Source organism: Variovorax sp. WDL1 (genome assembly GCF_001541225.1).
Taxonomy (GTDB): Bacteria; Pseudomonadota; Gammaproteobacteria; order Burkholderiales; family Burkholderiaceae_C; genus Variovorax.
The window spans coordinates 18,533-40,123 of record NZ_LMTS01000218.1 but is presented as its reverse complement, the minus strand read 5'-3'; the positions used below and the strand labels follow the sequence as shown (position 1 = coordinate 40,123).

Below are 21,591 nucleotides of genomic sequence, written 5' to 3'. Positions count from 1 at the left end.
TCAGCCCCTTCCCAGCGCGACGGCGAGTCCGACGAGTGCACAGGCGCCGAGGAGCGGCATCACGCCAATCTTGAAGCGGAAGAGGGCGAAGGCCGCGGCGACTGCGATGATTGCCGACATCCAGTCGAAGCGGCCGGTGAAGCCCTCCGGCCAGAGCACGTGGTAGGCGAAGAACAGCGCCAGGTTGAGGATCACGCCCACCACCGCCGCGGTGATCGCCGACAGCGGCGCGGTGAAGCCGAGCTTGCCGTGCGTGGCCTCGACGAGGGGTCCGCCAGCCAGGATGAAGACGAAGGAAGGCAGGAAGGTGAAGAAGGTGACCACCGTGGCCGCCAGCGCCCCGCCGAGAAAGAGCGCCTCCGGGCCGAGCACCTGCCGCAGCCAGCCGCCGACGAAGCCCACGAAGGCCACCACCATGATCAGCGGGCCCGGTGTCGTCTCGCCCAGGGCCAGGCCGTCGATCATCTGCGCGCCCGATAGCCAGTGGTGCTGCTCGACTGCGCCCTGGTAGACATAGGGCAGCACCGCGTAGGCGCCGCCGAAAGTCAGCAGCGCCGCCTTCGTGAAGAACCAGCCCATCTGCGTCAGCGTGCCGTGCAGGCCTTGCGTGGCGACCAGGGCGCCCATCGCCAGTGTCCAGATGCCCAGCCCGACAGCCAGCAGCCTCGCCAGCCGGCCGCGCGAGAAGCGCGCGTGCGGCGGCGTCGGCGTGTCGTCGTCGATCAGCGCCGGACCGTAGCGGTGCTGCGCGCCACCATGGCCGCCGCCGAGCGCGAACACCGCCGGTGCGCGGCGCGCCCCGAAGTGGCCGATCAGCCCGGCCCCGAGGACGATGGCCGGAAAGGGCGTGTCGAAGGCAAAGATGGCGACGAAGGCCGCTGCCGCAATGCCCCACATCCAAGGGTTGCGCAGCGCCCGCGTGCCGATGCGGTGTGCCGCGTGCAGCACCAGCGCGGTGACGGCCGGCTTGATGCCGTAGAAGAGACCGGCCACCGCCGGCACGTCTCCGAAGCGCAGGTAGATCCATGACAGCGCGATCAGGATGAACAGCGAGGGCAGCACGAACAGGGCGCCTGCGACGATGCCGCCCCACGTCCGGTGCATCAACCAGCCGATGTAGGTGGCCAGCTGCTGCGCCTCGGGGCCGGGCAGGAGCATGCAGTAGTTCAGCGCGTGGAGGAAGCGCTTCTCGCTGATCCAGCGGCGCCGCTCGACAAGCTCGGTGCATGATCGCGATCTGCCCGGCTGGCCCGCCGAAGCTGATGAAGCCGAGCTTGAGCCAGAAGCGGAAGGCCTCGGCGAAGCTGGCGAGGGCGGGCGCGGCGACCGCTTCGCCCATCTTGTCGGGGGCGGCTCTCACCAGGAGCCCTCCGCCAAGGGAGCTACGGCCTCGCCGGGGCCGGGGCGGCAGTTCATCCATGGGAGGCATCGACGTTTCATTGCTTTCCGATTTCAGGCCGGGTAAGGGTACGCACCACGAAGGCGGCGTCCTTCGCCGAGTCACGTCATCCTCCACGGTGATGGAACCAAGGCGAGAGATCCGCCACTCAGCGGGTAACCATCTACCCCCAAAGGAGCGACACCAGGATGACCGCTCAATTAGGTCACAGCCTCGATCAGTATCTTGCCTCGATGGAGCTGGCGCCCACCTGGGTCAGCGCCGATGGCAGCCTCATGTTCGAGGCCGACGAGCGCCTGCAGGTCCACGCCGCCATGCTGCCGGATGGCCGGGTCGAGCTGTTTGCGGGTGCAGGCTACGTGCGCGCCGAGCTGCTGCAGGCCATCGTGGAAGCAGACGAGGATCGCGACTTCGACGAAGACGAGCCGCGCCACGTGGCGGACATCGTGGCGCGATGGACGGGAGAGGGAGCGCACTGGGCTGTCGACGTTCATCGAGAGACGGGCTTGCTGACCTTGTCCATGTTCGTCCCTGCCCTTCCCGGTGATCCGGGCGAATGGACCGGCGTGCTGGATGCATTCAGACGAACCGGCGCGTCGTGGACCGCCCGCCTCGATCCCGAGCCGCCCGATCCGCTGCCGCACCCCGGCGTCGGGCTGGCCGAGATCGGCTCAGGAACATTCATGCGCTGCTGAGCTCAGCAGAAGACGGCTTGAAGCAATGGAACGCATTCTGGCGTCGCGCCACTGAAAGATCATGCGTCCCAAGACCTCCAGCCTTCCATACAAGTCCACAACATTGCGCACAGTCCCGCGGCGGGAGTCCCACCGCGATGGGCCGGGAAATCCGGACTTGCGGGGCGAATCCGTTGCGCTGGCCCCTGATCGAAGCGGCATTGGTGGAACGAAGAGGTCCTCCCGCCTTCTCTTGCTAAAGGAGCAAGACTGCCCCGATCGATGGGGAGTGTTGACGGCCTGCCTTGAGAACATCAAAGGCCTGCAAATCCAGGGCGGAAACACAATCCTCGCAGTTTCCAAGCTGGACGCGGAAGACCTCGGCGCGGTCACCGAGGCCATTGCGATCCTCGTGGATGCAAATTGCCTCAGGGCGGCATGCACCCTGATGGGCATGTGCAAGCCGTCGATCCTGACCGTGCTGTTGGAGTCGCGCTCCGGCCCGGTCAACGAAATGAAGACCAGCGGCGACCCGACGGTCCGCAAAGCCTTGGACCGGCTTTCGAGAGCAGCGGCCCGCAGCGCGTGGAACCACGGCGAGTTTCTCCAATGCCGCAATCTTGTGCAGTTCTGTTCGCCCAGGGCCAAGGCTGGCTTCATTCACCGGTCTCTCTCGCTCGTCATGGAGATGGCCAAGCTCCCAGTGGATGACCACACTCTCGTCGAGGCGCTGCGCTCGGCCGTTGGTTGGGTCCCGGAGCTCGGCATGGACGCCTGCCTGACCGCACTCGGCAGCCTGCTGCAGATCAGCAACGATCTCGGGGCTCACGAACTCGCGCGGTCAGTGACGATGAAATGCATCATCTGGCCTGCCTTGGACCAGATCGCTGGTCCGGTCGAGACCCGCAGGATGGACAAGCTGGAAGCCATGGCCTGGTTTCCGAAGCTGACACCCGAACTGCTCGACGCCGTGCCTGTCAGCCTGCAGAGCGAGGTATTGCGCGTCGCTGTGGAGCAGGCAGTGAATTCGCGGAACAACCAGGAGTGCCTGGATCGCCTGCAGGACCTTGCTTCGCTGTCCGGAAAGATTGGCGAACCATTGGCAAAGGAGCTGAAATCGCACGTCAAGAGCGCCGTAACCCAGTTGTCCCTGAAATGGGATGACGACCTATACGAGAGCCACAAGAACTCACTGCAGAAGGTCGAGAAAAAGGCACATCGCGTCCAGCCGGGCAGCGTCATGGAGTCATTGAAAGCCAGGGCCATCCGCTTTCTCGGCAATGATTCAACCGATGCCCGTACGCTTGTCCACCTGGCCGACGACTTCCGGCTCGCCATTCAAAGCGGCAATCTGCACGGGGCCGCACTTCTGATTCGTGACTCCCCTTACCCGGAGTTTGGCGATGCTGCACGAGAAGAGCTGTTCAATGCCGTCGTCGCCAGGTTTGCAGAGGTAGAGCTCGAGCTTCGGCAGTGGCCCTTCATGCTCATCAAGAGCGAATCGAATCATCCCGAACTTGCGGCGAAGCAGGATTCGGTTGCGCTGGAGATGGCTGCCGTGCTTATCGTGACCGGCGAGTCGTATGACTCGATGTTGGCCGCCAGCATTCTTTCGGCGCACTTCGCGACGCAGCAACGCCAGCAAGCGGCTATCCAGCGGCTGATAGAGGGGCTCGGGATTGGGCGGCACGCTCTGACCATCGTGGACGTCCTGGACGGCGACCTGGTTCATGCGCTGCCGGAGCTTTGCAGCGCGGACCATGCCGCATCGCTCGAGGTCATCCTGGCGATGGAGGAAGGCAGAAGTCTTGTTGCGATAGCTGTCGTGGACTGCCTGTTGCAGGACGATTGCAGCGATGCCACGATAGCCTTGCTATTCAAGGCATTTGCGCATCGCATCGACCTGCGGGCCGCTCTCCCACCGATCGTTACCGGAACTCTACAGGTGGATGAGCGCATCGTGATGATGCCAATGGAGTCGCCGCAACTCAAGATGATGAAGATCTTCGGGCTATTGCGGATGGCAAAGTTCGCTGACGACTATGCGGCGAATTGTGATCAATGGGCCCCGGGCTGGAGGCTGCTGGCGTGCATGCATGATCAGCCTGAGGTGTTCAACCAGGCTGCAACTGTGCTGCTTGCAGTTCAAGCAATCGATGCTGCGGCCGCAGACGGCCAGCACGGTGGAGCGAAGGAGCTGTTGGACAGATTGCATGATTCGTCGGTCGACTTCGCCCTGTGTGCCATGCTGGAGCCCCAAGTGACCGGCAGGCGCTTGTTGTCAGACGACGCCTTTGTCAATGTCATGCGCGCCTTTATCAGCAACGGCAGACTGGCAGAGAATATGTTCGAGTGGAGGATTTCGAGGTCGGAGGATGTAAGGCTGCACGTTGCAGCAGCGCGCGCGCTCATCAGCCTCCTGGATGATGTCACTCCGTGCCGGTTCGATTCGACGCGGCCCGCCAATCATGCCGTGGCCCGCGTGGCGAATCGGTTCCTGTTCAGTCTCTCCCGTTTCTATAGCCTGTTCAGAGACGAAGTAGTAAGAGAGATCGGCACAGAGGCGTTGGAAAAGATCAAACAGGCCAATTACTCATAGCGGTGGCTCTGCCCATTCAGCGAAGACGGCAATACTAGTGGGCCGTAACAGCCGATTCGGAAGCGCCTGCCACGCCAACGACGCGCATGGCGGCGTTGCAAATGCTCGCAATAGCTTCGGCTATTGCTGCGCTTTGCGTCTTGCCCTGCACGCCGTTGACGCGGCCTTCGCTCCCGAATCGACTGTTACGGCCCACTAGAAGTCCGCGCACCCATTGCGCCGCTCCGTGTCGACGCAGTTCGTGAGGTTGGGCCGTGAGCGTATGCGCGACCATTCGCGCGCGAGCACGTCGCCTTCCTGCGCGGCGCGGTCGCCGTCCAGCGGCCCGGTCGCCAGGCAGATGGGTGCCGGCCCGATGTTGCGGTCGTAGAGCCAGGTGCTCGGGGTGTCGCGCACCAAGTCCGGCTTGATCAGCTCCGGCAGCGCCCCCACGGTCAGCACGCCCGGTATCACGTTGACCGCGTAGCCTTCGGCCGACGTGAAGCTGCCGTTGATCGGATAGCTGCCCGGGAGACTGAAGAGAGTTGCCGGACTGCTGAGGGTGCCGGCGAAGCCCGCCCCGGTGTCGCCGAGGATCAGGCCCGTGATGCTGTAGGTGAACGGCGGGTTGAGCCGGCCGCCCGCTCTCGCGGCATTGTTGACCAGCACCGTCGCGCTCGGTTGCTGCGCGTAGATGAAATGATTGTCGGCAGCCGATACCGTCACCGTGCAGAGGCCCAGGTAGGCGCAGTGGTAGAGGTTGGGCAGCAGGCCCGAGCCGAACAGCCCGCCGCGCGTCTCGCCGACCCAGGTGTCGGCCCACACGCGCCAGGGCGCGCCGGCGATCGTGTACGGGCCCAGATTCTGGAAACGCGCCGCCGCCACCAGGTCGGTGCTGGTGGTGCTCGTGACGTTGGTGCCGAGCGAGAGATCACCGCTCAGCGTGCGCACCAGCACCCGGTCGGCGCTCACGGCCGTGCCCGCCACGGTCTGCGGCAGGTTGCTCGCGGCATCGAAGCTGGTCACCGAAGGCGCGCTCAGCGCCAGCGCGTCGGCGTCGGTGTACTCGAAGCGGCCGGCCGCGCCGCCGCCCACGGCCGCGACGTTGTTGCCCGGCTCGGTGAGCAGCACGCTGCCGCCACCGGAGCGCGCCAGCAGCGCGCCGGCGGAGATGGTCGCGCCCGCGGCCTGCGTGATGTCGCCCGCGCTCAGCAGGCCCAGCTGCGGCGTGGACACGGGCGCGGCGAGCCGGATGCTGCCGCCGCCGCCGTTGTGCAGCGTGAGCGCCGAGGCCAGTGCCAATGGTCCCGCCACCGTGATGTCGGCCGCATGCGTATTGCTGCCGGCTACGAGCGTCGGCGTCGTGATCAGCCCGAGCTCCGCGGCGGAGACCGCGAAGCCGGTGGCGACGGTGCTGCCGATCGCGATCGGTACGTCGGTGCGGTCCAGTGCGTTGCCTGCAAGGTCGACGCCGCCGGGCCGCAGGTCGAGCGCGTTTCCGGCACGCACCGGGCCGCCGATCACCAGCGCATCGGTGCTGCCGTCGTTGACCGCGCGCAGCACCACGTTGCGGTTGCCGTCGATCTGGCCGGGCGCCCCGCCCGTCGGCGCGGACGAGGGCGCGATGTTGACGCCGGCGCCATTGCCGTCGGACTGCCCGGTCACGCGGATATCGCCGCTGCCGGTGGTCTGCAGCAGTGCGCCGTTGATCAGCAGCACGCCCGAGCCGGCCACCGGGCCACCGGCCAGGCGCCGGCCGGTGATCGTGATGTTGCCGTCGGCGGTGCGCAGCGTCTCGCTGTCGATCAGCACGCCATGCCCCGGCGTCTGTGCGGCGAAGGTGCCGATGCCGGTGACCGAGATGTCGCCGCTGGTGGTGCTGAGCGTGCCGGCGCTCACGAAGTTCTCGAGTTGCACGCCGTTGCCCGCGCTGTGGCTGCCGAAGATCGAGATGTCGCCGGTGGCCGTGCTGATGACGCTGTTCTGGACGAAGACGGCGCCGACGCTGTCCGCGGCCGGATCGCCGAAGGTGCTGATGCCGCGCAACTGGACCGCGCCGCCCAGGCCCGCGTCGCTGCCGCCGGTGTACGCGCCGGGTACGCCAAGGGTCACTTGCTGATTGCCGGTGCGCGTGTCGATGAGCGCCGTCGTCAGGCAGATGCTGCACATGCCGTTGCTGGCGTTCGCCCAGGTACCGTTCATCGCGACGTTGCCGCCGTTGGTGTAGATCGCACCGCTGTAGCTGACCTGGCCGCCGCCCACCGCGGCGCCCGCGCCGTTGGCATCGGCGTTGAAGATCACATTCAGCGGATCCCCGACCGAGGCGATCACCGATGCGGTGTTGCCGCGCACGCTGCGGTGCGCATCCAGCTGCAGCGTGAGCGGGCCCTTGCTGGCGCTGTACTCGATCTGCACGTCGTCCATGAAGATGTCGCCGACGTCCGGCGCTCCCGCCGCAGGATTGCCGGTGGTGATGCGCACGCTGGTGCCGCTGTTGAGTGCCGCGTTGATGTCGCCGTCCTGGATGGTCGAATCGGCGATCGGCACGAAGGGTGTGCCGGTGAGGGTGCCGGCGGCGTTGCCGTTGACGATCGTGACGTCGTAGGGATCGACCAGCCACTGGCCAGCCGTTCCGTTCGGTGCCGAGGCATCGGTGCGCAGGCCCGCGAGGTCGATGCCGCCATTGTTGTCGCCCGCGGGCACCGCAAAGCCGCCCGAGGTCTCGACGAGGCCGCCGTTGCCGCCGGCAGGCCCGCCCTTCGCCGTGATCGTGCCGTACGCGCGCAACGTGCGCTCGCCCAGCACGCGGACCTCGCCCCCGTTGCCGGCCGCCGTGGCGTCGGCATGGATGCGGGTGCCGGCCGCGACGGCGATAGCGCCCGTCAGCGGCGCGGCGCCGACCGCCGTGGCGTGCAGCCGGATGCGCCCGCCGCCGGCGGCGCCGCTCGCATCGACGATGCCGCTGTCGTTCGGCGCCGGAACCACCACGGTCGCCGTTGGCGGGACGAAGGGCTGCAGCAGGACGGTGCGCCCGGTGACATCGATCGTCCCGCCCTGCAGGCCCGCCTCGTTGCCGGCCGCCGAGAGCAGGCCGCCGTTGAGGGTGACGCCGGCCGCCGTGCTGCCGCTGTCGAGCACGATCTCCCCGTTGCGCGATGAGAGCGTGTCGGCGCGCAGCACGCCGCGGTTGTTGACCACGCCTTGCCCCACTTCGCTGCCGCCGGTGGTCATCAGCACCACGCGCCCGCCGTCGGCCTGCACCAGGCCGTTGTTGATCGCGTTGCCGTAGAGGCCCGGCGAGACCTTGAAGGTGGTGAGCCCGTCGCCCACGAAGTCGACCGTCACCGTGTTCGCGGACACCAGTGCGGCCGTGCCGCCTTGCGCGACCATGCTGCCGGTATTGGTGGCCCTTGCGCCGACCAGCGCGACCGTGCCGCCGCCTGCCGCGGCGATGCTTCCGCGGTTCTCGACCACGCCGAGCGCACCGCCCACTTGCTGGAACACCAGCCGCTCGCTGCCGCCCATGAAGTCCGCGTCGCTGGTCCCCATCTGGAGCGTCGAGGCGACCAGGCCGCCGACATTCACCGTGGAACCATTCGCGAACAGGACGCCGTTGGGATTGACGAGGAAGACCCGTCCGTTGGCGGTCATCGAGCCCGCGATGGTCGAGAGCTCGTTGCCGGTCACGCGGTTGAGCAGCACGCTGCGCGGGCCTGCCTGCTGCGTGATGTTGACCGCGTTCCCGGGCCCGATCGAGAAGCCCTGCCAGTCGATGATGGCGCGCGGCGTGGCCTGCGTGATCGGCAGGATCGTGCCCGCGGGCGAAGGCACCCCGGCGGCAGTGATCGGCAGGCTGCCCGGACCGCTGCCCACCGCCACGCTGCCGCCGCGCACGACGAAGCTGCCCCAGGTCGGCAACTGCGCCAGGGCCGGCGCCGCGACGCTCATGCACGCGAGGGCCAGCGTCACGGGGCGCAATGGGAAACGGCCAGGCCGTGTGCGTCCAGCGCGCCGTGGCTTCGGTTGGGAGTTCATGTCAGAAGGCCTTTTGCGCTTGCACGTAGAGACGCGGGTTGCGCCCGCCCCCGTCGGTCTGCGCCGGCCGGGTGCCGTCGCGCCAGGCGAGCGTCGCGTTGATGGCGAAGTTGCCGGGCCGCGACCACGACAGGCCGATGCCGTAGCCGCGCAGGCTCAGCCGGTTGACGCCGTCGAAGGGCGTGGGGTCGTGCGCAAGCTTGCCGCGGGCTGCGTCGTAGAACACGAAGGGCGTGAGTTCCTCGTTGTAGGACCAGCGCCACTCGACGGTGCCGATCCAGCCCTGGTCGGCCAGCACCTCGCCCGAGGGGTAGGCGCGCACGGCGCGCGCGCCACCGAGCGCCAGTTTCTCGGACGCATCGAGGTTCTTGCTGGCCCACTGGCCCCCCAGCGAAAGAAACAGCGAGTGCCGCGGAATGACCGACTGCAGCCGCGAGACCAGGAAGCTCAGCTTGGTGAAGTTGCCGTCGGTGCGGTGGCCGCCGATGCCCTGGTCGAAGGCCAGCGTCAGCGGGTCGCGGATGTCGAGCTTGCCGTGGTAGAGCGTGCCGGAGCTCGCCCAGTAGCCGCCGCCCAGCACCTCGTCGCGCCGCTCCCAGGCCCAGCCCAGGCCGAGGCCTTGAATGCGCTTGTCGGAGGTGAAGCCCACGGCGCCCAGTTCGTCCTCGAGCTTCTTGGTGTCGGCCGAGAGGCGCAGGAACAGGTTCTGCCGGCGCTGGCGGATCACCGGATAACTGAGCGAGAGGTCGAACACGTCGGCCCGGCCACGCGCGTCCAGGTCGGCGAACTGGCCGCCCAGCTCGTAGCGCACCCGCGCCAGGCCGATGCCCGCGCGCAGCCCGCTCGCGCCGATGGGTGCCTCGTAGGCCGCACGCCCGAACCACAGTCCGTCATCCGACACCATTGCGCGCAGGTCGAGGTTGTCGCCGATGCCGGCCGGACTGAGCCAGCGCGCCGTGCCCCCCACGCGATAGCGGCCCGACTCCTTGGTGCCGTGGTTGTCGGCTTCCGCGGTAAAGGCCCAGCGCGGCCCTGCAGTGACCTCGACGGTGAGATCGGTGGTGCCGGGGTGGATGCCTTCCTGCAGGGCGGAGGACACGCGCACGCCGGGCTGGTCCGACAGCAGCAGCATCGCGCGCTCGTAGCGGTCGCCGCTGAGGGCCTCGCCCGACTGCAGCGGCGCAAGGAAGGCGCGCACGCGCTGCTCGCCGATCGGCGCATCCGGCGCCACGGCCACGTCGACCTTGCCGAGCCGGCCCTCGATCACGCTGATCTCGACGATGCCGCCCTGCACCGTCTGCACCGGCACGACGGCCTGCGCCAGGAAGTAGCCGCGCTCGCGGTATCGGGCGGTGATGGCCTGCGCCAGCGCCTCGAGGTCGGCCAGCGTGACGTCGCGGCCGATATAGGGGCGGGTGATGGCCTGCAGCTCCTCGCTGCCGAGCGCCTGCGCGCCGTTGAGCCGCAGGTCGTTGAGCCGGAAGCTGGCCACGGGCGCGGGGGCGGGTGTTGCCGGCAGGCTCTGCGGCGCGGCGGGTGCCTGGGCCACGGGGCGGTCGCAGCTGCCGCACGGGTCCTGGGTGGGCGCGAGGGTCACGGCCTCTTCGCCGGCCGCGTGGACGCGCGAGGCCGCCAGCGCCAGCACCAGCACCACAACCGAGGCGGCGGCGAGCGCGACGGGACGGCGGATCTGCGAGGGCTTCGACAGCACGCGCGCCCCCTTCATGCCGGGCTCCCCACCTTGAGCCGCCAGTTGCCGATCAGGTTGAACGGGGCCCAGAAGAAGGGATGCGACATGCGAGGTTCTTTCAGCACGGCGAGCTGGCCGGCCTGCATGGCCTGCTGGATGTCGCGACCCTTGGCCAGCTCGGCGTAGAGGGTGCCCATCAGCACGGCGGTGGCGTCGTCCGAGACCGGCCACAACGAGGAGATCAGGCTGCCGGTGCCCGCTGAGAGAAAGGAGCGGGTGAAGCCCAGCACCTCGTCGCCCTGCGCGATGCGGCCCAGGCCCGACTCGCAGGCCGAGAGCGTGACCAGCGCGCTGCCCTGCATGGGCAGGCCGAGGATCTCGTGCGCCTCCAGGAAGCTCTGCTTGCCACCCTCGTTGGCCAGCAGGATGCGCGAATAGAGCGGGTCGACCTGGTCAGCCTCGGCATGGGCGGCCACGTGCATCAGCGGCGCGCGTGCGGCGACGTCGCGGAACTGCGTCTTGGTCGCCGCGGCGCCCATGTAGACGCTGTTGCGCGGGAACAGCTGGGCCAGCTGCTTGACCTCGACCTCGGCGCCCGGCAGGTCGTACTTGTCCTCGATGCGCGGATTGCCGAAGGCGGTGAGCACCGCATCGGCGCGCGGCGAGCGCTGCGCCAGCTGTACCGCGATGCTCATCGATGGCGCGACCGAGACCGGATGGGTCTCGATCAGGTAGCGGCCGTCGACGCGCAAGGCCTGGAAGGGCAGGTAGTGCAGCGGGCCGTGCGGCACGATCACCAGGCGCTCGCCGGCCTTCAGGCCCAGCGGTGCGATCAGCGCGGTGCCCAGCTTGTCGGCATTGGCGATGGCGGCGCGTCGCCCGCGCACCACCGAGTTGCGGAAGGTCTCGACCAGCTCGTTGAGGTCGTCGCGCTTGATTTCGAAGCTCCTGGCCTCGATGCCGGCCGGGCTCACGATCCAGGCCTGCAGGCGGTCGGGCAGGGCATGGAACTGCAGCACGCGCTCATCGGGCGCCAGCGTGCGCTGCAGCGTCGCCAGGTCGATGGTCGCGGCGGCCTCGCTGTTCAGCTGCGCCCGGCCGCGCACCGCGTCGAGCAGCGCGCGCGAGCGGCTGCGCTCGCTGAGCTCGAAGGCCTGGCGCGCATCGCCGACCTCGCTGTAGAGGCCGACCCCGCGCTCGAACACCGATTGAAGGTCCGAGAACAGGCCCATCTTGAATTCCTCGCTGCGGAACTTGGCGCGTACCGCATCGATGCTGCCGAGCGCGCGGCCCACCGCATCGGCCGCGGCCTGCTTCTGCCCGAGCGCGAGTTCGCTGCGCGCCACGCCGTCCCAGGCCCACAGCCGGTAGTAGCCGCTGTCGGTGCCGACTTGCCGCGTGGTGAGCTGCAGGTACAAGTCGCGCGCCTCGGCCGGCTTGTTCTCGGCGAGCAGCAGGCGTGCCCGCGTGCGCTCCAGCTGCGCGGCCAGCGGCGCCTCGCGCGGCGCCGGAAGGGTGCCGAGCAGCTGGCGCGCGCGTGGCGCGTCGCCCGATTCGATCAGGGCGTTGACCAGCGAGGACTGCACCAGCGGCGCGTAGCGCTGCGAGCTGTTGGCGAGCGCGGTCTCGTAGCTGGCGACCGCGCCGGCGTAGTCGCCGCGCCGCGTCTGCACGTCGCCGATGACCTTGTTCACCGGGCCCACGACCAGCTTGGGGTCGCGCGCCGGATGCTTGAGCGCCTCTCGTGCGAACTCCTCGGCCTTTTCCAGCTGGCCCGAGTAGCTGTAGACGATGGCGAGGTCGCGGTTCGCCATCGCGAGCAGGTTGGGATCGCGCGTCGTGTTGGCCAGGTGCAGCGCCTTGCTGGCCGCGCGCACGCTCTGGCGGAACTCGCCGGCCTCGGCCAGCGCCACCGCCTGGCTGCAGTACTGGTAGCCCGAGAGCTTGGGACTGTCCTGTGCGTAGAGCACCGCGCCGTCGCTGGTGAGTGCCAGCAGCGTGTCGGTGTCGGCGAGCCGCGCCTGCTCCTGCTTGCTGGCCGCCGCCTCGGCATCGGGTGCCTGGGCCAGCGCCCCATGTCCACCGACCAGCGCCGCGAGACCGAGGGCGCCTGCGCCGACCCACCTGCGCGCATGCGCTCGTCCGAACTCCGAAAGACTTTGCATTCGACCCCCGCGCGCGGCCTCTGCGGCTGAGCTTGCGTGCCGCCGGCACGCGGAGTGCGTGCCCCTCAGACCTCGTCGGGGGCGAGTCTAGGAGGGGGGTCGGGGAGGGGCTATTCGCAATACGGTCTAGCGCGAAGGGCGTAGGCGGCAAATGGCTCGGGCCAGCAAGCCCAGGCGCTTCGGTGGCCGCTTGAAACGGTCTGTGAGGGCGGCACCGCCCTACAGGTGCCGTCAGGTGAGGCTGACGTGGCCCGCGAGCCGGTGGCCAATCATGAAGGCTCCAGCAAGCGTCCCGCACGGGACCGCTGAAACACAAGGAGTACTTTCATGGCAGTGGATACCGAAGTTCTGGCCGCCGACGACGTGGTGGACATCCTGAACGACCTGCTCGAGAACTCGCGCGACGGCGAGTACGGCTTTCGAACATGCGCCGACGAAGTGAAGTCGGCCGAGATGAAGCGCGTGTTCAGCGACCGCGCCGCAGGCTGCGCGCAGGCGGCGAGCGAACTTTCGCAGCTGATCCTGGCGCTTGGTGGCAAGCCTGCCGAAGGCGGCACCGCCACCGGTGCGATGCACCGTGGCTGGGTACATGTGAAGGGCGCGGTGGGCGCCAACAGCGACCTCTCGATGCTCGAGGAATGCGAGCGCGGCGAGGACGCAGCCGTGGCGCGCTACCGCAAGGCCCTGAAGCAGAACCTCCCGGCCGACGTGCGCAGCGTGGTCGAACGCCAGGCCGAAGGCGCGCAGCGCAATCACGACCAGATCAAGGTGCTGCGCGACCAGGCGCGCGCCCGCGGTTGAGCGGCGAGGAGGCCGCGCAGGCCGGGCGGCCTCCTCAAGTTGAAGGATGCTGAGCGGCCAATTCGACCAATGGCCAGTTCCGCCGGGCCCGGGTGCTCGCGAGAATCTCCCCAGCGAACCCTGGGAGAACAGCGATGCAACCGGCAGTTGAAATCACCAAGCGCGGCGACCGCAACTTCAATTCCTACGTCGGCATCGGCGACGGCACCTGGCGCTATGCGCGCGAGGGCCTGGCGTCGGTGGCCCAGTGCCTGCAAGACGCCGCCGCGGCCCTGGGCCGCGAGTTCAGCTATGCAACCGTGAGCGTCGACAGCATCGTGGTCGGCAGCTATCCGGTCGCGGTGATGGAGCATCGCGCGGTCGAGGTGGCCGACGAGTTGCTGGTGAAGCTGTCGAACCGGCGCGGGCGCTATCTCGCATGAGCGCGGCAAGGGCCTCGCTGTTGCGCCCCAGGGCGGCAAGGCACTCGCCGGCTCGGAACAGGGGCCCGGGCGTAGGGGCTTCATCCTCCAGTTGCATGCAATGGACGAAGACGCTCAGGGCCACTGCGTTCTGGCCGAGGCGCTGCAAACAAGACGCCAACAGAAAAGCGACACGCGGGGCACGGTGTCGCCGGACGAACAGCTGCGAGGCGATGGGAAGGGCATTGCGCCAGTCCTCCTGCTCGCACAACCGCTCGACGCCCGGCGTAATGGCGCGGCTGGCCGTTATGACCGCGGCGCTCAGCCGCAGTCCACGATCCTGAATTCCACCCGCCGATCGAGCGCGTCGACCGCGTCGTCGGTCCCGCTGCCGATGATGTTCTCGCGAAAGCCCTTGCCGCTCGGCTTGGTGCGTTCGCCGAGCACGCTGGCTTCGACGATCAGCCGCTGGCGGATGTAGCGGGCCCGCTGCACCGACAACGTGTCGTTGAAGGCGACCGAGCCGGTGCGGCTGGTGTGGCCGACGACGTCCATGCAAACCTTGGCGTCCGCGCTGGCCCTGGCGATCTCGCGCAGCCACATGGGGTACGGGCCGCTCACCTTGGCGTCGGGCCAGAACGCGGTGCTGCCCGGATTGAACAGGAACTTCACGCCCAGCTGCTGCTGCGCAATGCCGTAGGCCACGATCTTGCCGAAGGCCTGCTCGGCCTCGGCGGTGCGGCCCAGCTTGGCCGAGCTCAGGTAGATGCCGTTGAGCACGCGCAGCTGGGCGTTGCCGGCCGTTCCGCCGGCGGCGCTGTTGTACTGCGCCAGCGCGTCCTGGTAGCGCTCGGCGTTGTAGTGCGTGGTGGCGTCCTTGATCGCCGGGGCCACCGCGACGCGCTCCAGGTAGTAGGTGTCGGCGCGCTGGCCGGCAGGCGTGGCCGTGGTGCGCACGTAGCTGTCGACGACCTGGTCCTTGAGGGGCACCGGCGTGTCCCGGTAGTAGGGCAGCGGCGTGTGGTCGAGGCCGTCGTCGCGCGCCACCACGGAGGATTGGGCCACCACCATGCCCGTGGCCAGCTCAGTGAGCGCCAGGTCGATGCGCAGCGGGCTGCGCGCCTGCTCGACCGACAGCCGCGTCATGGTGCCGGTCAGCAGGTAGCGGGCCTTGGCGAGGTTCGCGCTCTGGAAGGGCAGCAGCTCGATCGTGTCGTGCCTGGCGCCCATGCGCTCGCTGACCCGCTCCTGCAGCAATTGCGTGGCCACGGTCTGCTGGGCGCTGCCGGCGTCGATCATCGGGTCGAGCACGACGCCGCGCTTGGCGCTCATGCGCGCGATCAGGGGCGCCTGCTTCTGCGTTTGCATGAGCAGGCTGTCGGTGGCCTGGGCGATGGCCTGATCGAAGGGGAGCTCGGCCTGGGCGGGCGGCGGCGGCGCGGGCGTTGCGCAGCCGGCGAGGCCGGCCAGCACCAGCAGGGCGCCGGACAGGGACACGGCCAGGCGGCTGCCGACGAAGGTCGTGGTCATCATTCACATCCCCTTTTCAGACTGGCCGCCTCCACGGCGCCCAGGGGTTCGAGCGAGGCGCGCAGCAGCAGCTCGCTGCAGCGGCCTTCACGTGAAGGCGCGGCGCCGGCCAGCAGGCGGGCCGGCGGCTCGGCGGCAAGCGCGGGCGCCTCGCGCCGGGCCGGGCGGGCCTGAACGGGTGGGCGCGACACGGTGCCGAACAAGGGGTCGGCGCGCGCCGCTGCGGGTGCGCCGGCAGGCCGCGGCGTGCGGCGCGGCGATGGCGCTGCCTCGGCCGACCGGGCGGGCCGTGGTGCGTCGGGGGCCATCGATGGCACGGCGACGACGCGCAGCGGCTGGACGTCGGCCGCCCCGGGTACCGGCGCCGGACGCGTGCGCTCGCGCATCGCAGCGACAGGCCGCGGATCTTGAGTCGGCGTTGAAGCGGCCGCAGCTGGCAGGGCCGATGGCATCGGCATCGTCGGCGCGGTGGATGCGACCGGTGCTGCCGTTGCCACCGATGCCACCGGTGCCACCGATGCCGTGGGTGTCAGAGGCACCGCAGGCGTCGCGGGCAAGGCGGCCAGCACGGCCAGCGGCGGGTCCGTACGGACCCGATCCCCGATGCGGTAGTGCCCGGCGGTCACCAGGCCGATCAGCACTGCCGCCGTTCCTGCAAGCGCCGGTAGCTTGAAGCGATTGCGTTGCACCGGCGCCGGCTTGGAACGTGGGCGCGGCGCCATCGCCGCGAGCGGCTCGACCCGCCGCGCCGACGGTGCGGCGATCGAAGGCAAGAAGCTCCGGACCGCCGCGTGCAACGCCGGCGTCTCGGCAGCATCCGAAGCCGGCGGCCGGCCGGGCGCGGAGTCCGCGGCGCCGCCGTCCGTTTCGCACGCCGCGCCATCGTCGTCGCCCAACCGCGCCCGGAACTCGGCCGCGCTCTGCGGCCGGTCCTGAGGAAGCACCGACAGCGCCGCGTCGACGGCCGCCAGAAAGGGATCGCTGTAGCGGCCGCGCGCGAGTGCGCGAAGGGGCTGCAGGGGATCGTCGGGCATCCGTTCGATCGACGAGATGGGTGGCTGCCCGGTGATTGCCGTGTACACCACCGCTGCCAGCGCATAGAGATCGGTCCACGGCCCCTGCCGCATCGACGCGAGCTCGCCGTACTGCTCGACGGGTGTAAAGCCGGGCTTGAACACCACCGCCGGCGACTGCCCTGCACCGTCGATCACACGCCGCGCAGCGCCGAAGTCCAGCAGCACGGGGCCGCTGTCGGTGAGCAGGATGTTGTCGGGTGCGACATCGCGGTGGAAGCAGCTCAGCGCGTGCATCGTGCCGAGCGCGTCGAGCAGCGGCCGCAGCCAGGCGCGCAGCTCGGCCTCCTCGGGGGGGCGGCCCAGTCCAGCCAGGGCGCGCGCCAGCGTCGGGCCCTGGTAGTAGGGCATCGCCATGTAGGCCGTGCCGTTGTCTTCCCAGTGGTGCAGCACGCGCACCAGCGCAGGATGGTCGAAGCGCGCCAGGATGCGCGCCTCGTTGACGAAGCTGCGCAGGCCGATGCGGAAGCTGTCCTGGTGCTGCGGCGATCGCACGACCACCGCGGTGGAGGCGCGGTCGCGCACGGCCAGCACCGCCGGCAGGTATTCCTTGATCGCGACATGGTGCTGCTGCGCGTGATCCCAGGCGAGGTACACCACCCCCAAGCCGCCCTCGCCGATCGGGCCGACGATCTCGTAGTCGCGCAGGTGCAGGCCTTCGGGCAGTGCGCGCGCGCCGTCGCGTTCGAACTCGGCCCAGTCGGGCTGCTGCGCCGGCCAGTCGCTGCTCTCGGTCGCTGGGCCGGGCACGACGGGCAGGCTGAGGGCGGCGAGGCTGTCCATGGCGTCCAATCCCCTATGTGAGCATTGACTCTACTGCGCGATGCAAACAGAAGCATTCACCAGAAGCACTAGGCGAAAAGGAGATTCCGAGGCGCCTGACGTCGTCATGGGGCGAGCCAAGCAGGCTACGGTAGCGCTATCGTGCCGGCTAGAATCGCCGCCATGAACGCCGAGGCTTCCTCCCCACGCCGCAGCCGCCGCGGCAGCGGCGCCGTCACGCTTCATGACGTGGCCAAGCTGGCCGGCGTCGCGCCCATTACCGCGTCGCGGGCGCTCAACACCCCGGCCCAGGTCTCTCCCGAAGTGCTCAGGAAGGTGAGCGAGGCGGTCGCCCGTACCGGCTACGTGCGCAACGTCCTGGCCGGCGGCCTGGCGTCGACGCGCAGCCGGCTGGTCGCCGCGGTGGTGCCGACGATTGCGGGTCCGGTGTTCCTGCAGACCGTGCAGTCGCTCACCGAGGCCTTGGCCGAACAGGGCTATCAGCTGATGCTGGGCCAGAGCGGCTACACGGAGTCCCGAGAGGACGCGCTGCTCGATGCCATCATCGGCCGCCGCCCCGACGGGATCGTGCTCACCGGCATCCTGCATTCGACCGAGCGCCGGCGGCGCCTGCTGGCCGCCGGCATCCCGGTCGTCGAGACCTGGGACCTCACGCCGACGCCGCTGGACATGCTGGTCGGCTTCTCCCACGCCGAGGTGGGGCGCGCGGTGGCGGATTTCCTGCGCGCCAGGGGGCGCCGCCGCTTGGCGGTCGTGGCCGGCGACGACGAGCGCTCGCGGCGCCGGCACCAGGCCTTTTGCGACGCGGCCCGCGACGCCGGCCTGCCCGAGGTGCCCCTGATCTATGTGCCGGCGCCGACCACGCTCGGAAGCGGGCGCCGTGCGCTGGCCGAGCTGATCGCATCGTCGCCCGGCATCGATGCCGTGTTCTGCAGCTCCGACCTGCTGGCCCTGGGCGTGATGACCGAAGCCCAGGCCCGGGGCATTCCAGTGCCGCAGCGGCTGGCGGTGGTCGGCTTCGGCGACCTGGAGTTCGCGGCCGACCTGCATCCGGCACTCACCACCGTCCGCATCGACAGCGCGGCCATCGGCCGGCAGGCGGCGCGCTTCATCGTCGACCGGGCCGAGGGCCGTGAGGTGGCCGAGCGGGTGGTGGACATCGGCTTCTCGATCGTCGACCGCGCCACCGCCTGACAGGGAAACCCCTTATTGATCGCCCTTGACGCCAAAAACGGTAGCGCTACCATTTGCGCTGTTCACGGTAGCGCTACCAAATCGATGTAGCGGTTCAAAGTCGCAATCCCTCCACTTTCCTTTTTCCGGAGACAAGCCCCATGAAGAAACTGCTCGGCGCCCTGGCCATCGGCCTGTCAGCCTGCCTCGCCCAGGCCCAGGAATGGCCTCAGAAACCCGTGACGCTGGTCGTCCCCTTCCCGGCCGGCGGCTCGACCGACATGGTGGCGCGCGCCATCACCCCCAAGCTCTCCGAGAAGCTCGGCCAGCCCTTCCTGGTGGACAACAAGGCCGGTGCGACCGGCACCATCGGCGCGACCCAGGTCAAGCGCGCGGCTGCGGACGGCTCCAGCTTCCTGGTCACCTCGCTCGGTCCGCTGGTGATCGCGCCGCATCTGATCAAAGGGTTGCAGTACGACGCACTGAAGGATTTCGACCTGATCACCGTGGCAGTGCAGGCGCCCAACGTGCTGGTGGTGCCCGCCGCCTCGCCGCACAAGACGGTGGCCGACGTGATCGCCCATGAAAAGAAAAACCCCGGCAAGACGACCTTCGCTTCCTCCGGCAACGGCTCGAGCGATCACCTCACGGCCGAGCTGTTCTGGCAGGAGACCGGCACCACCGGCCTGCATGTGCCTTACAAGGGCGGCGCGCCGGCCATCACCGACCTGCTCGGCGGCCAGGTCGACGCGTCCTTCCAGAACGTCAATGCGGTGGTGCCGCACATCAAGAGCGGCAAGCTGAAGGCGCTGGCGGTCACCGGGGCGAAGCGCTCGCCGGTGCTGCCCGACGTGCCCACGATGGCCGAGGCCGGCGTGAAGAACGTGGAGGTCTACTCCTGGCAGGCCATCGTCGCGCCGAAGGGGCTGCCGCCGGCGGTGCGCACCAGGGCCGGCGAGGCGATGGTGGCGGCGCTGAACGACCCCGCGGTCAAGCAGCAGTTCACCGCCATCGGCCTCGAAGTGGTCGGGAACACGCCCGCGCAGTTCGCAACCTTTCAGAAGCAGGAGTTCGACCGCTGGAAGAAAGTGATCGAGACCGGCAAGATCACGACCGATTGAGGCGCCGCATGTCCAGCAACACCACCCCCGTCATCACCGAACTGCGCGCGATCCCGGTCGCCGGCCGCGACAGCATGCTGCTCAACCTGAGCGGCGCCCATGGCCCCTTCTTCACCCGCAACCTGCTGGTGCTGACCGACAGCGCCGGCCGCACCGGCGTCGGCGAGGTGCCCGGCGGCGAGAAGATTCGCCAGACGCTGGAAGACGCCCGCGAGCTGGTGGTCGGCCAGCCCATCGGCGCGCACCAGCGGGTGTTGCAGCAGGTGCAGCAGAAGTTCGCCGATCGCGACAGCGGTGGCCGTGGCCTGCAAACCTTCGACCTGCGCACCACGATCCATGCGGCGACGGCCATCGAGTCCGCGCTGCTCGACCTCCTGGGCCAGCACCTCGACGTGCCGGTCGCCGCGCTGCTCGGCGAAGGCCAGCAGCGGGATGCGGTGGAGATGCTGGGCTACCTGTTCTACGTCGGCGACCGCGACAAGACCGACCTGCCCTACGCGCGCGAGCCCGATGCCGCGGACGACTGGTCGCGCCTGCGCCACGAGAAGGCGATGACGCCCGAGGCGATCGTGCGCCTGGCCGAGGCCGCGCAGGCGCGCTACGGCTTCAACGACTTCAAGCTCAAGGGCGGCGTGCTGCGCGGCGACGAGGAAGTCGATGCCGTGGTCGCGCTGCACGAGCGCTTCCCCGGGGCGCGGGTGACGCTCGACCCCAACGGCGGCTGGCTCCTGAAGGATGCGGTCCGCCTCGGGCAACGCATGCGCGGCGTGGTCGCCTATGCCGAAGACCCCTGCGGTGCCGAGGAAGGCTTCTCGGGCCGCGAGGTGATGGCCGAGTTCCGCCGCGCCACCGGCCTGCCCACCGCGACCAACATGATCGCCACCGACTGGCGCCAGCTGAGCCACGCGCTGGCGCTGCAGTCGGTCGATATCCCGCTGGCCGATCCGCATTTCTGGACGATGGCCGGCTCGGTGCGTGTGGCCCAGACCTGCCGCGACTGGGGCCTGACCTGGGGCTCGCATTCCAACAACCATTTCGACGTCTCGCTCGCCATGTTCACGCAGGTCGGCGCCGCCGCGCCAGGCCGCGTGACCGCGATCGACACGCACTGGATCTGGCAGGACGGCCAGCGCCTCACGAAGGAGCCGCTGAAGATCGAAGGCGGCCTGGTGCAGGTGCCGAAGAAGCCCGGGCTGGGCGTCGAGCTGGACATGGCCGAGGTCGAAAAGGCGAATCAGCTCTACAAGCAGCATGGCCTGGGCGCACGCGACGATGCGATTGCGATGCAATATCTGGTCCCCGGCTGGCGCTTCGACCCGAAGCGCCCCGCCTTCGTCCGCTGAACCTCCTGAAGGAAGCCCCATGAGAGAGAACCGCCTGCGCACGCTGTGGAAATCCGGTGGGGCCGCCGTCAACGGCTGGCTCGCCATTCCCAACGGCTTCTCGGCCGAGACCATGGCCCACCAGGGCTGGGACTCGCTGACCATCGACCTGCAGCACGGCGTGGTCGACTACCAGGCCATGGTCACGATGCTGCAGGCCATCTCCACCACCGACACCGTGCCCGTGGTGCGCGTGCCCTGGCTGGAGCCGGGTGCGCTGATGAAGGCGCTCGACGCGGGCGCCTACGGCGTCATCTGCCCTATGGTCAACACGCGCGAGGAGGCCCAGCGCCTTGTCGCCTACACCCACTACGCGCCGCGCGGCACGCGCAGCTTCGGCCCGGTGCGCGCCTTGCTCTACGGCGGCGCCGACTACCCGCAGCACGCCAACGACACGATCGTCACCTTCGCGATGATCGAGACCGCGCAGGCGCTGGACAACCTCGACGACATCCTCTCGGTCGAGGGCCTGGACGCGGTCTACATCGGACCCTCGGACCTCTCGCTGGCGCTCGGATGCCGGCCCGTCTTCGACGACGTGGACCCGCCGGTGGCGCAGGCCATCGACCACATCCTCGCGCGCGCCAAGGTGCACGGCCTGGTCGCGGGCATCCACAACGGCACGCCCGAGGGCGCGCTGGCGCGCATCGCCAAGGGCTTCCAGTTTGTCACGGTGAGCTCGGATGCGCGCCTGATCGCCGCCGGCTCGCAACAGGTGCTGGCCACGATGCGGGCCACACCGCCGAGCACGACACCCTCCAACTCCTCCACCTACTGAAAGGACAT

At 69.2% G+C, this 21,591-nt stretch carries 13 protein-coding genes and 1 pseudogene; 8 read left to right on the top strand and 6 right to left on the bottom strand.

Annotated features, from left to right (window positions below):
- Positions 1-1,339 (bottom strand): annotated as a pseudogene (gene chrA / locus APY03_RS27210) (chromate efflux transporter).
- Between the two features lie 248 nt (positions 1,340-1,587).
- Here chrA and APY03_RS27205 point away from each other — a divergent pair.
- Together APY03_RS27205 and APY03_RS27200 are read left to right on the top strand one after the other, a co-directional pair.
- Positions 1,588-2,094, top strand: a complete 507-nt coding sequence (locus APY03_RS27205) for a hypothetical protein (RefSeq protein WP_102905647.1) — start codon at positions 1,588-1,590, stop codon at positions 2,092-2,094.
- A 271-nt stretch (positions 2,095-2,365) separates the two neighbouring features.
- On the top strand, positions 2,366-4,672 hold the full coding sequence (locus APY03_RS27200) for a hypothetical protein (RefSeq protein ID WP_146039430.1): 2,307 nt from the start codon (positions 2,366-2,368) through the stop codon (positions 4,670-4,672).
- 195 nt (positions 4,673-4,867) lie between these two features.
- Here APY03_RS27200 and APY03_RS27195 read toward each other — a convergent pair whose 3' ends face one another.
- From APY03_RS27195 to APY03_RS27185, 3 genes are read right to left on the bottom strand one after another with little or no spacing between them, the layout of a single operon-like run.
- Positions 4,868-8,686, bottom strand: a complete 3,819-nt coding sequence (locus APY03_RS27195) for a two-partner secretion domain-containing protein (protein ID WP_083944584.1) — start codon at positions 8,684-8,686, stop codon at positions 4,868-4,870.
- 1 nt (position 8,687) lies between these two features.
- A complete protein-coding gene (locus APY03_RS27190) occupies positions 8,688-10,412 on the bottom strand; it encodes a ShlB/FhaC/HecB family hemolysin secretion/activation protein (protein WP_068681766.1) in 1,725 nt (574 codons plus the stop codon).
- Complete coding sequence (locus APY03_RS27185) at positions 10,409-12,541, bottom strand: CHAT domain-containing protein (RefSeq protein ID WP_068681764.1); 2,133 nt, start codon at positions 12,539-12,541, stop codon at positions 10,409-10,411. The genes APY03_RS27190 and APY03_RS27185 overlap by 4 nt, the downstream gene beginning before the upstream one ends.
- A gap of 327 nt (positions 12,542-12,868) precedes the next feature.
- On the opposite strand from APY03_RS27185, the gene APY03_RS27180 reads away from it, so the two are divergent.
- Positions 12,869-13,342: a ferritin-like domain-containing protein gene (locus APY03_RS27180; protein WP_068681762.1), complete on the top strand. Its 474-nt coding sequence runs from the start codon at positions 12,869-12,871 to the stop codon at positions 13,340-13,342.
- 134 nt (positions 13,343-13,476) lie between these two features.
- Positions 13,477-13,764 (top strand): hypothetical protein, encoded by a 288-nt coding sequence (locus tag APY03_RS27175; RefSeq protein ID WP_068681760.1) that lies wholly within the window; start codon positions 13,477-13,479, stop codon positions 13,762-13,764.
- A 300-nt stretch (positions 13,765-14,064) separates the two neighbouring features.
- Here the strand turns inward: APY03_RS27175 and APY03_RS27170 are convergent, their stop codons facing one another.
- Both APY03_RS27170 and APY03_RS27165 read right to left on the bottom strand, forming a co-directional pair.
- Positions 14,065-15,273: an OmpA family protein gene (locus tag APY03_RS27170; RefSeq protein WP_102905644.1), complete on the bottom strand. Its 1,209-nt coding sequence runs from the start codon at positions 15,271-15,273 to the stop codon at positions 14,065-14,067.
- A complete protein-coding gene (locus tag APY03_RS27165; protein ID WP_068681756.1) occupies positions 15,273-17,129 on the bottom strand; it encodes a serine/threonine protein kinase in 1,857 nt (618 codons plus the stop codon). Before APY03_RS27165 ends, APY03_RS27170 begins: the two co-directional genes overlap by 1 nt.
- A 162-nt stretch (positions 17,130-17,291) precedes the next feature.
- On the opposite strand from APY03_RS27165, the gene APY03_RS27160 reads away from it, so the two are divergent.
- The 4 genes from APY03_RS27160 (at position 17,292) to APY03_RS27145 (ending at position 21,583) form a co-directional block, all read left to right on the top strand.
- Complete coding sequence (locus APY03_RS27160; protein WP_068681754.1) at positions 17,292-18,323, top strand: LacI family DNA-binding transcriptional regulator; 1,032 nt, start codon at positions 17,292-17,294, stop codon at positions 18,321-18,323.
- A gap of 140 nt (positions 18,324-18,463) precedes the next feature.
- Positions 18,464-19,423, top strand: coding sequence for a Bug family tripartite tricarboxylate transporter substrate binding protein (locus APY03_RS27155; protein ID WP_068681751.1), 960 nt, complete (start codon positions 18,464-18,466; stop codon positions 19,421-19,423).
- An 8-nt stretch (positions 19,424-19,431) separates the two neighbouring features.
- Entirely contained in the window at positions 19,432-20,766 is a 1,335-nt protein-coding gene (gene gudD / locus APY03_RS27150) for a glucarate dehydratase (RefSeq protein WP_068681749.1), read from the top strand.
- A gap of 19 nt (positions 20,767-20,785) precedes the next feature.
- Positions 20,786-21,583, top strand: a complete 798-nt coding sequence (locus APY03_RS27145) for an HpcH/HpaI aldolase family protein (RefSeq protein WP_068681747.1) — start codon at positions 20,786-20,788, stop codon at positions 21,581-21,583.
- The last annotated feature ends 8 nt before the right edge of the window (positions 21,584-21,591 follow it).

Coding starts and splice junctions, on each gene's coding strand:
- APY03_RS27205 (WP_102905647.1), top strand. CDS start 1,588: ATGACCGCTCAATTAGGTCACAGCCTCGATCAGTATCTTGCCTCGATG.
- APY03_RS27195 (WP_083944584.1), bottom strand. CDS start 8,686: ATGAACTCCCAACCGAAGCCACGGCGCGCTGGACGCACACGGCCTGGC.
- APY03_RS27190 (WP_068681766.1), bottom strand. CDS start 10,412: ATGAAGGGGGCGCGCGTGCTGTCGAAGCCCTCGCAGATCCGCCGTCCC.
- APY03_RS27185 (WP_068681764.1), bottom strand. CDS start 12,541: ATGCAAAGTCTTTCGGAGTTCGGACGAGCGCATGCGCGCAGGTGGGTC.
- APY03_RS27180 (WP_068681762.1), top strand. CDS start 12,869: ATGGCAGTGGATACCGAAGTTCTGGCCGCCGACGACGTGGTGGACATC.
- APY03_RS27175 (WP_068681760.1), top strand. CDS start 13,477: ATGCAACCGGCAGTTGAAATCACCAAGCGCGGCGACCGCAACTTCAAT.
- APY03_RS27170 (WP_102905644.1), bottom strand. CDS start 15,273: ATGACCACGACCTTCGTCGGCAGCCGCCTGGCCGTGTCCCTGTCCGGC.
- APY03_RS27165 (WP_068681756.1), bottom strand. CDS start 17,129: ATGGACAGCCTCGCCGCCCTCAGCCTGCCCGTCGTGCCCGGCCCAGCG.
- APY03_RS27160 (WP_068681754.1), top strand. CDS start 17,292: ATGAACGCCGAGGCTTCCTCCCCACGCCGCAGCCGCCGCGGCAGCGGC.
- APY03_RS27155 (WP_068681751.1), top strand. CDS start 18,464: ATGAAGAAACTGCTCGGCGCCCTGGCCATCGGCCTGTCAGCCTGCCTC.
- gudD (WP_068681749.1), top strand. CDS start 19,432: ATGTCCAGCAACACCACCCCCGTCATCACCGAACTGCGCGCGATCCCG.
- APY03_RS27145 (WP_068681747.1), top strand. CDS start 20,786: ATGAGAGAGAACCGCCTGCGCACGCTGTGGAAATCCGGTGGGGCCGCC.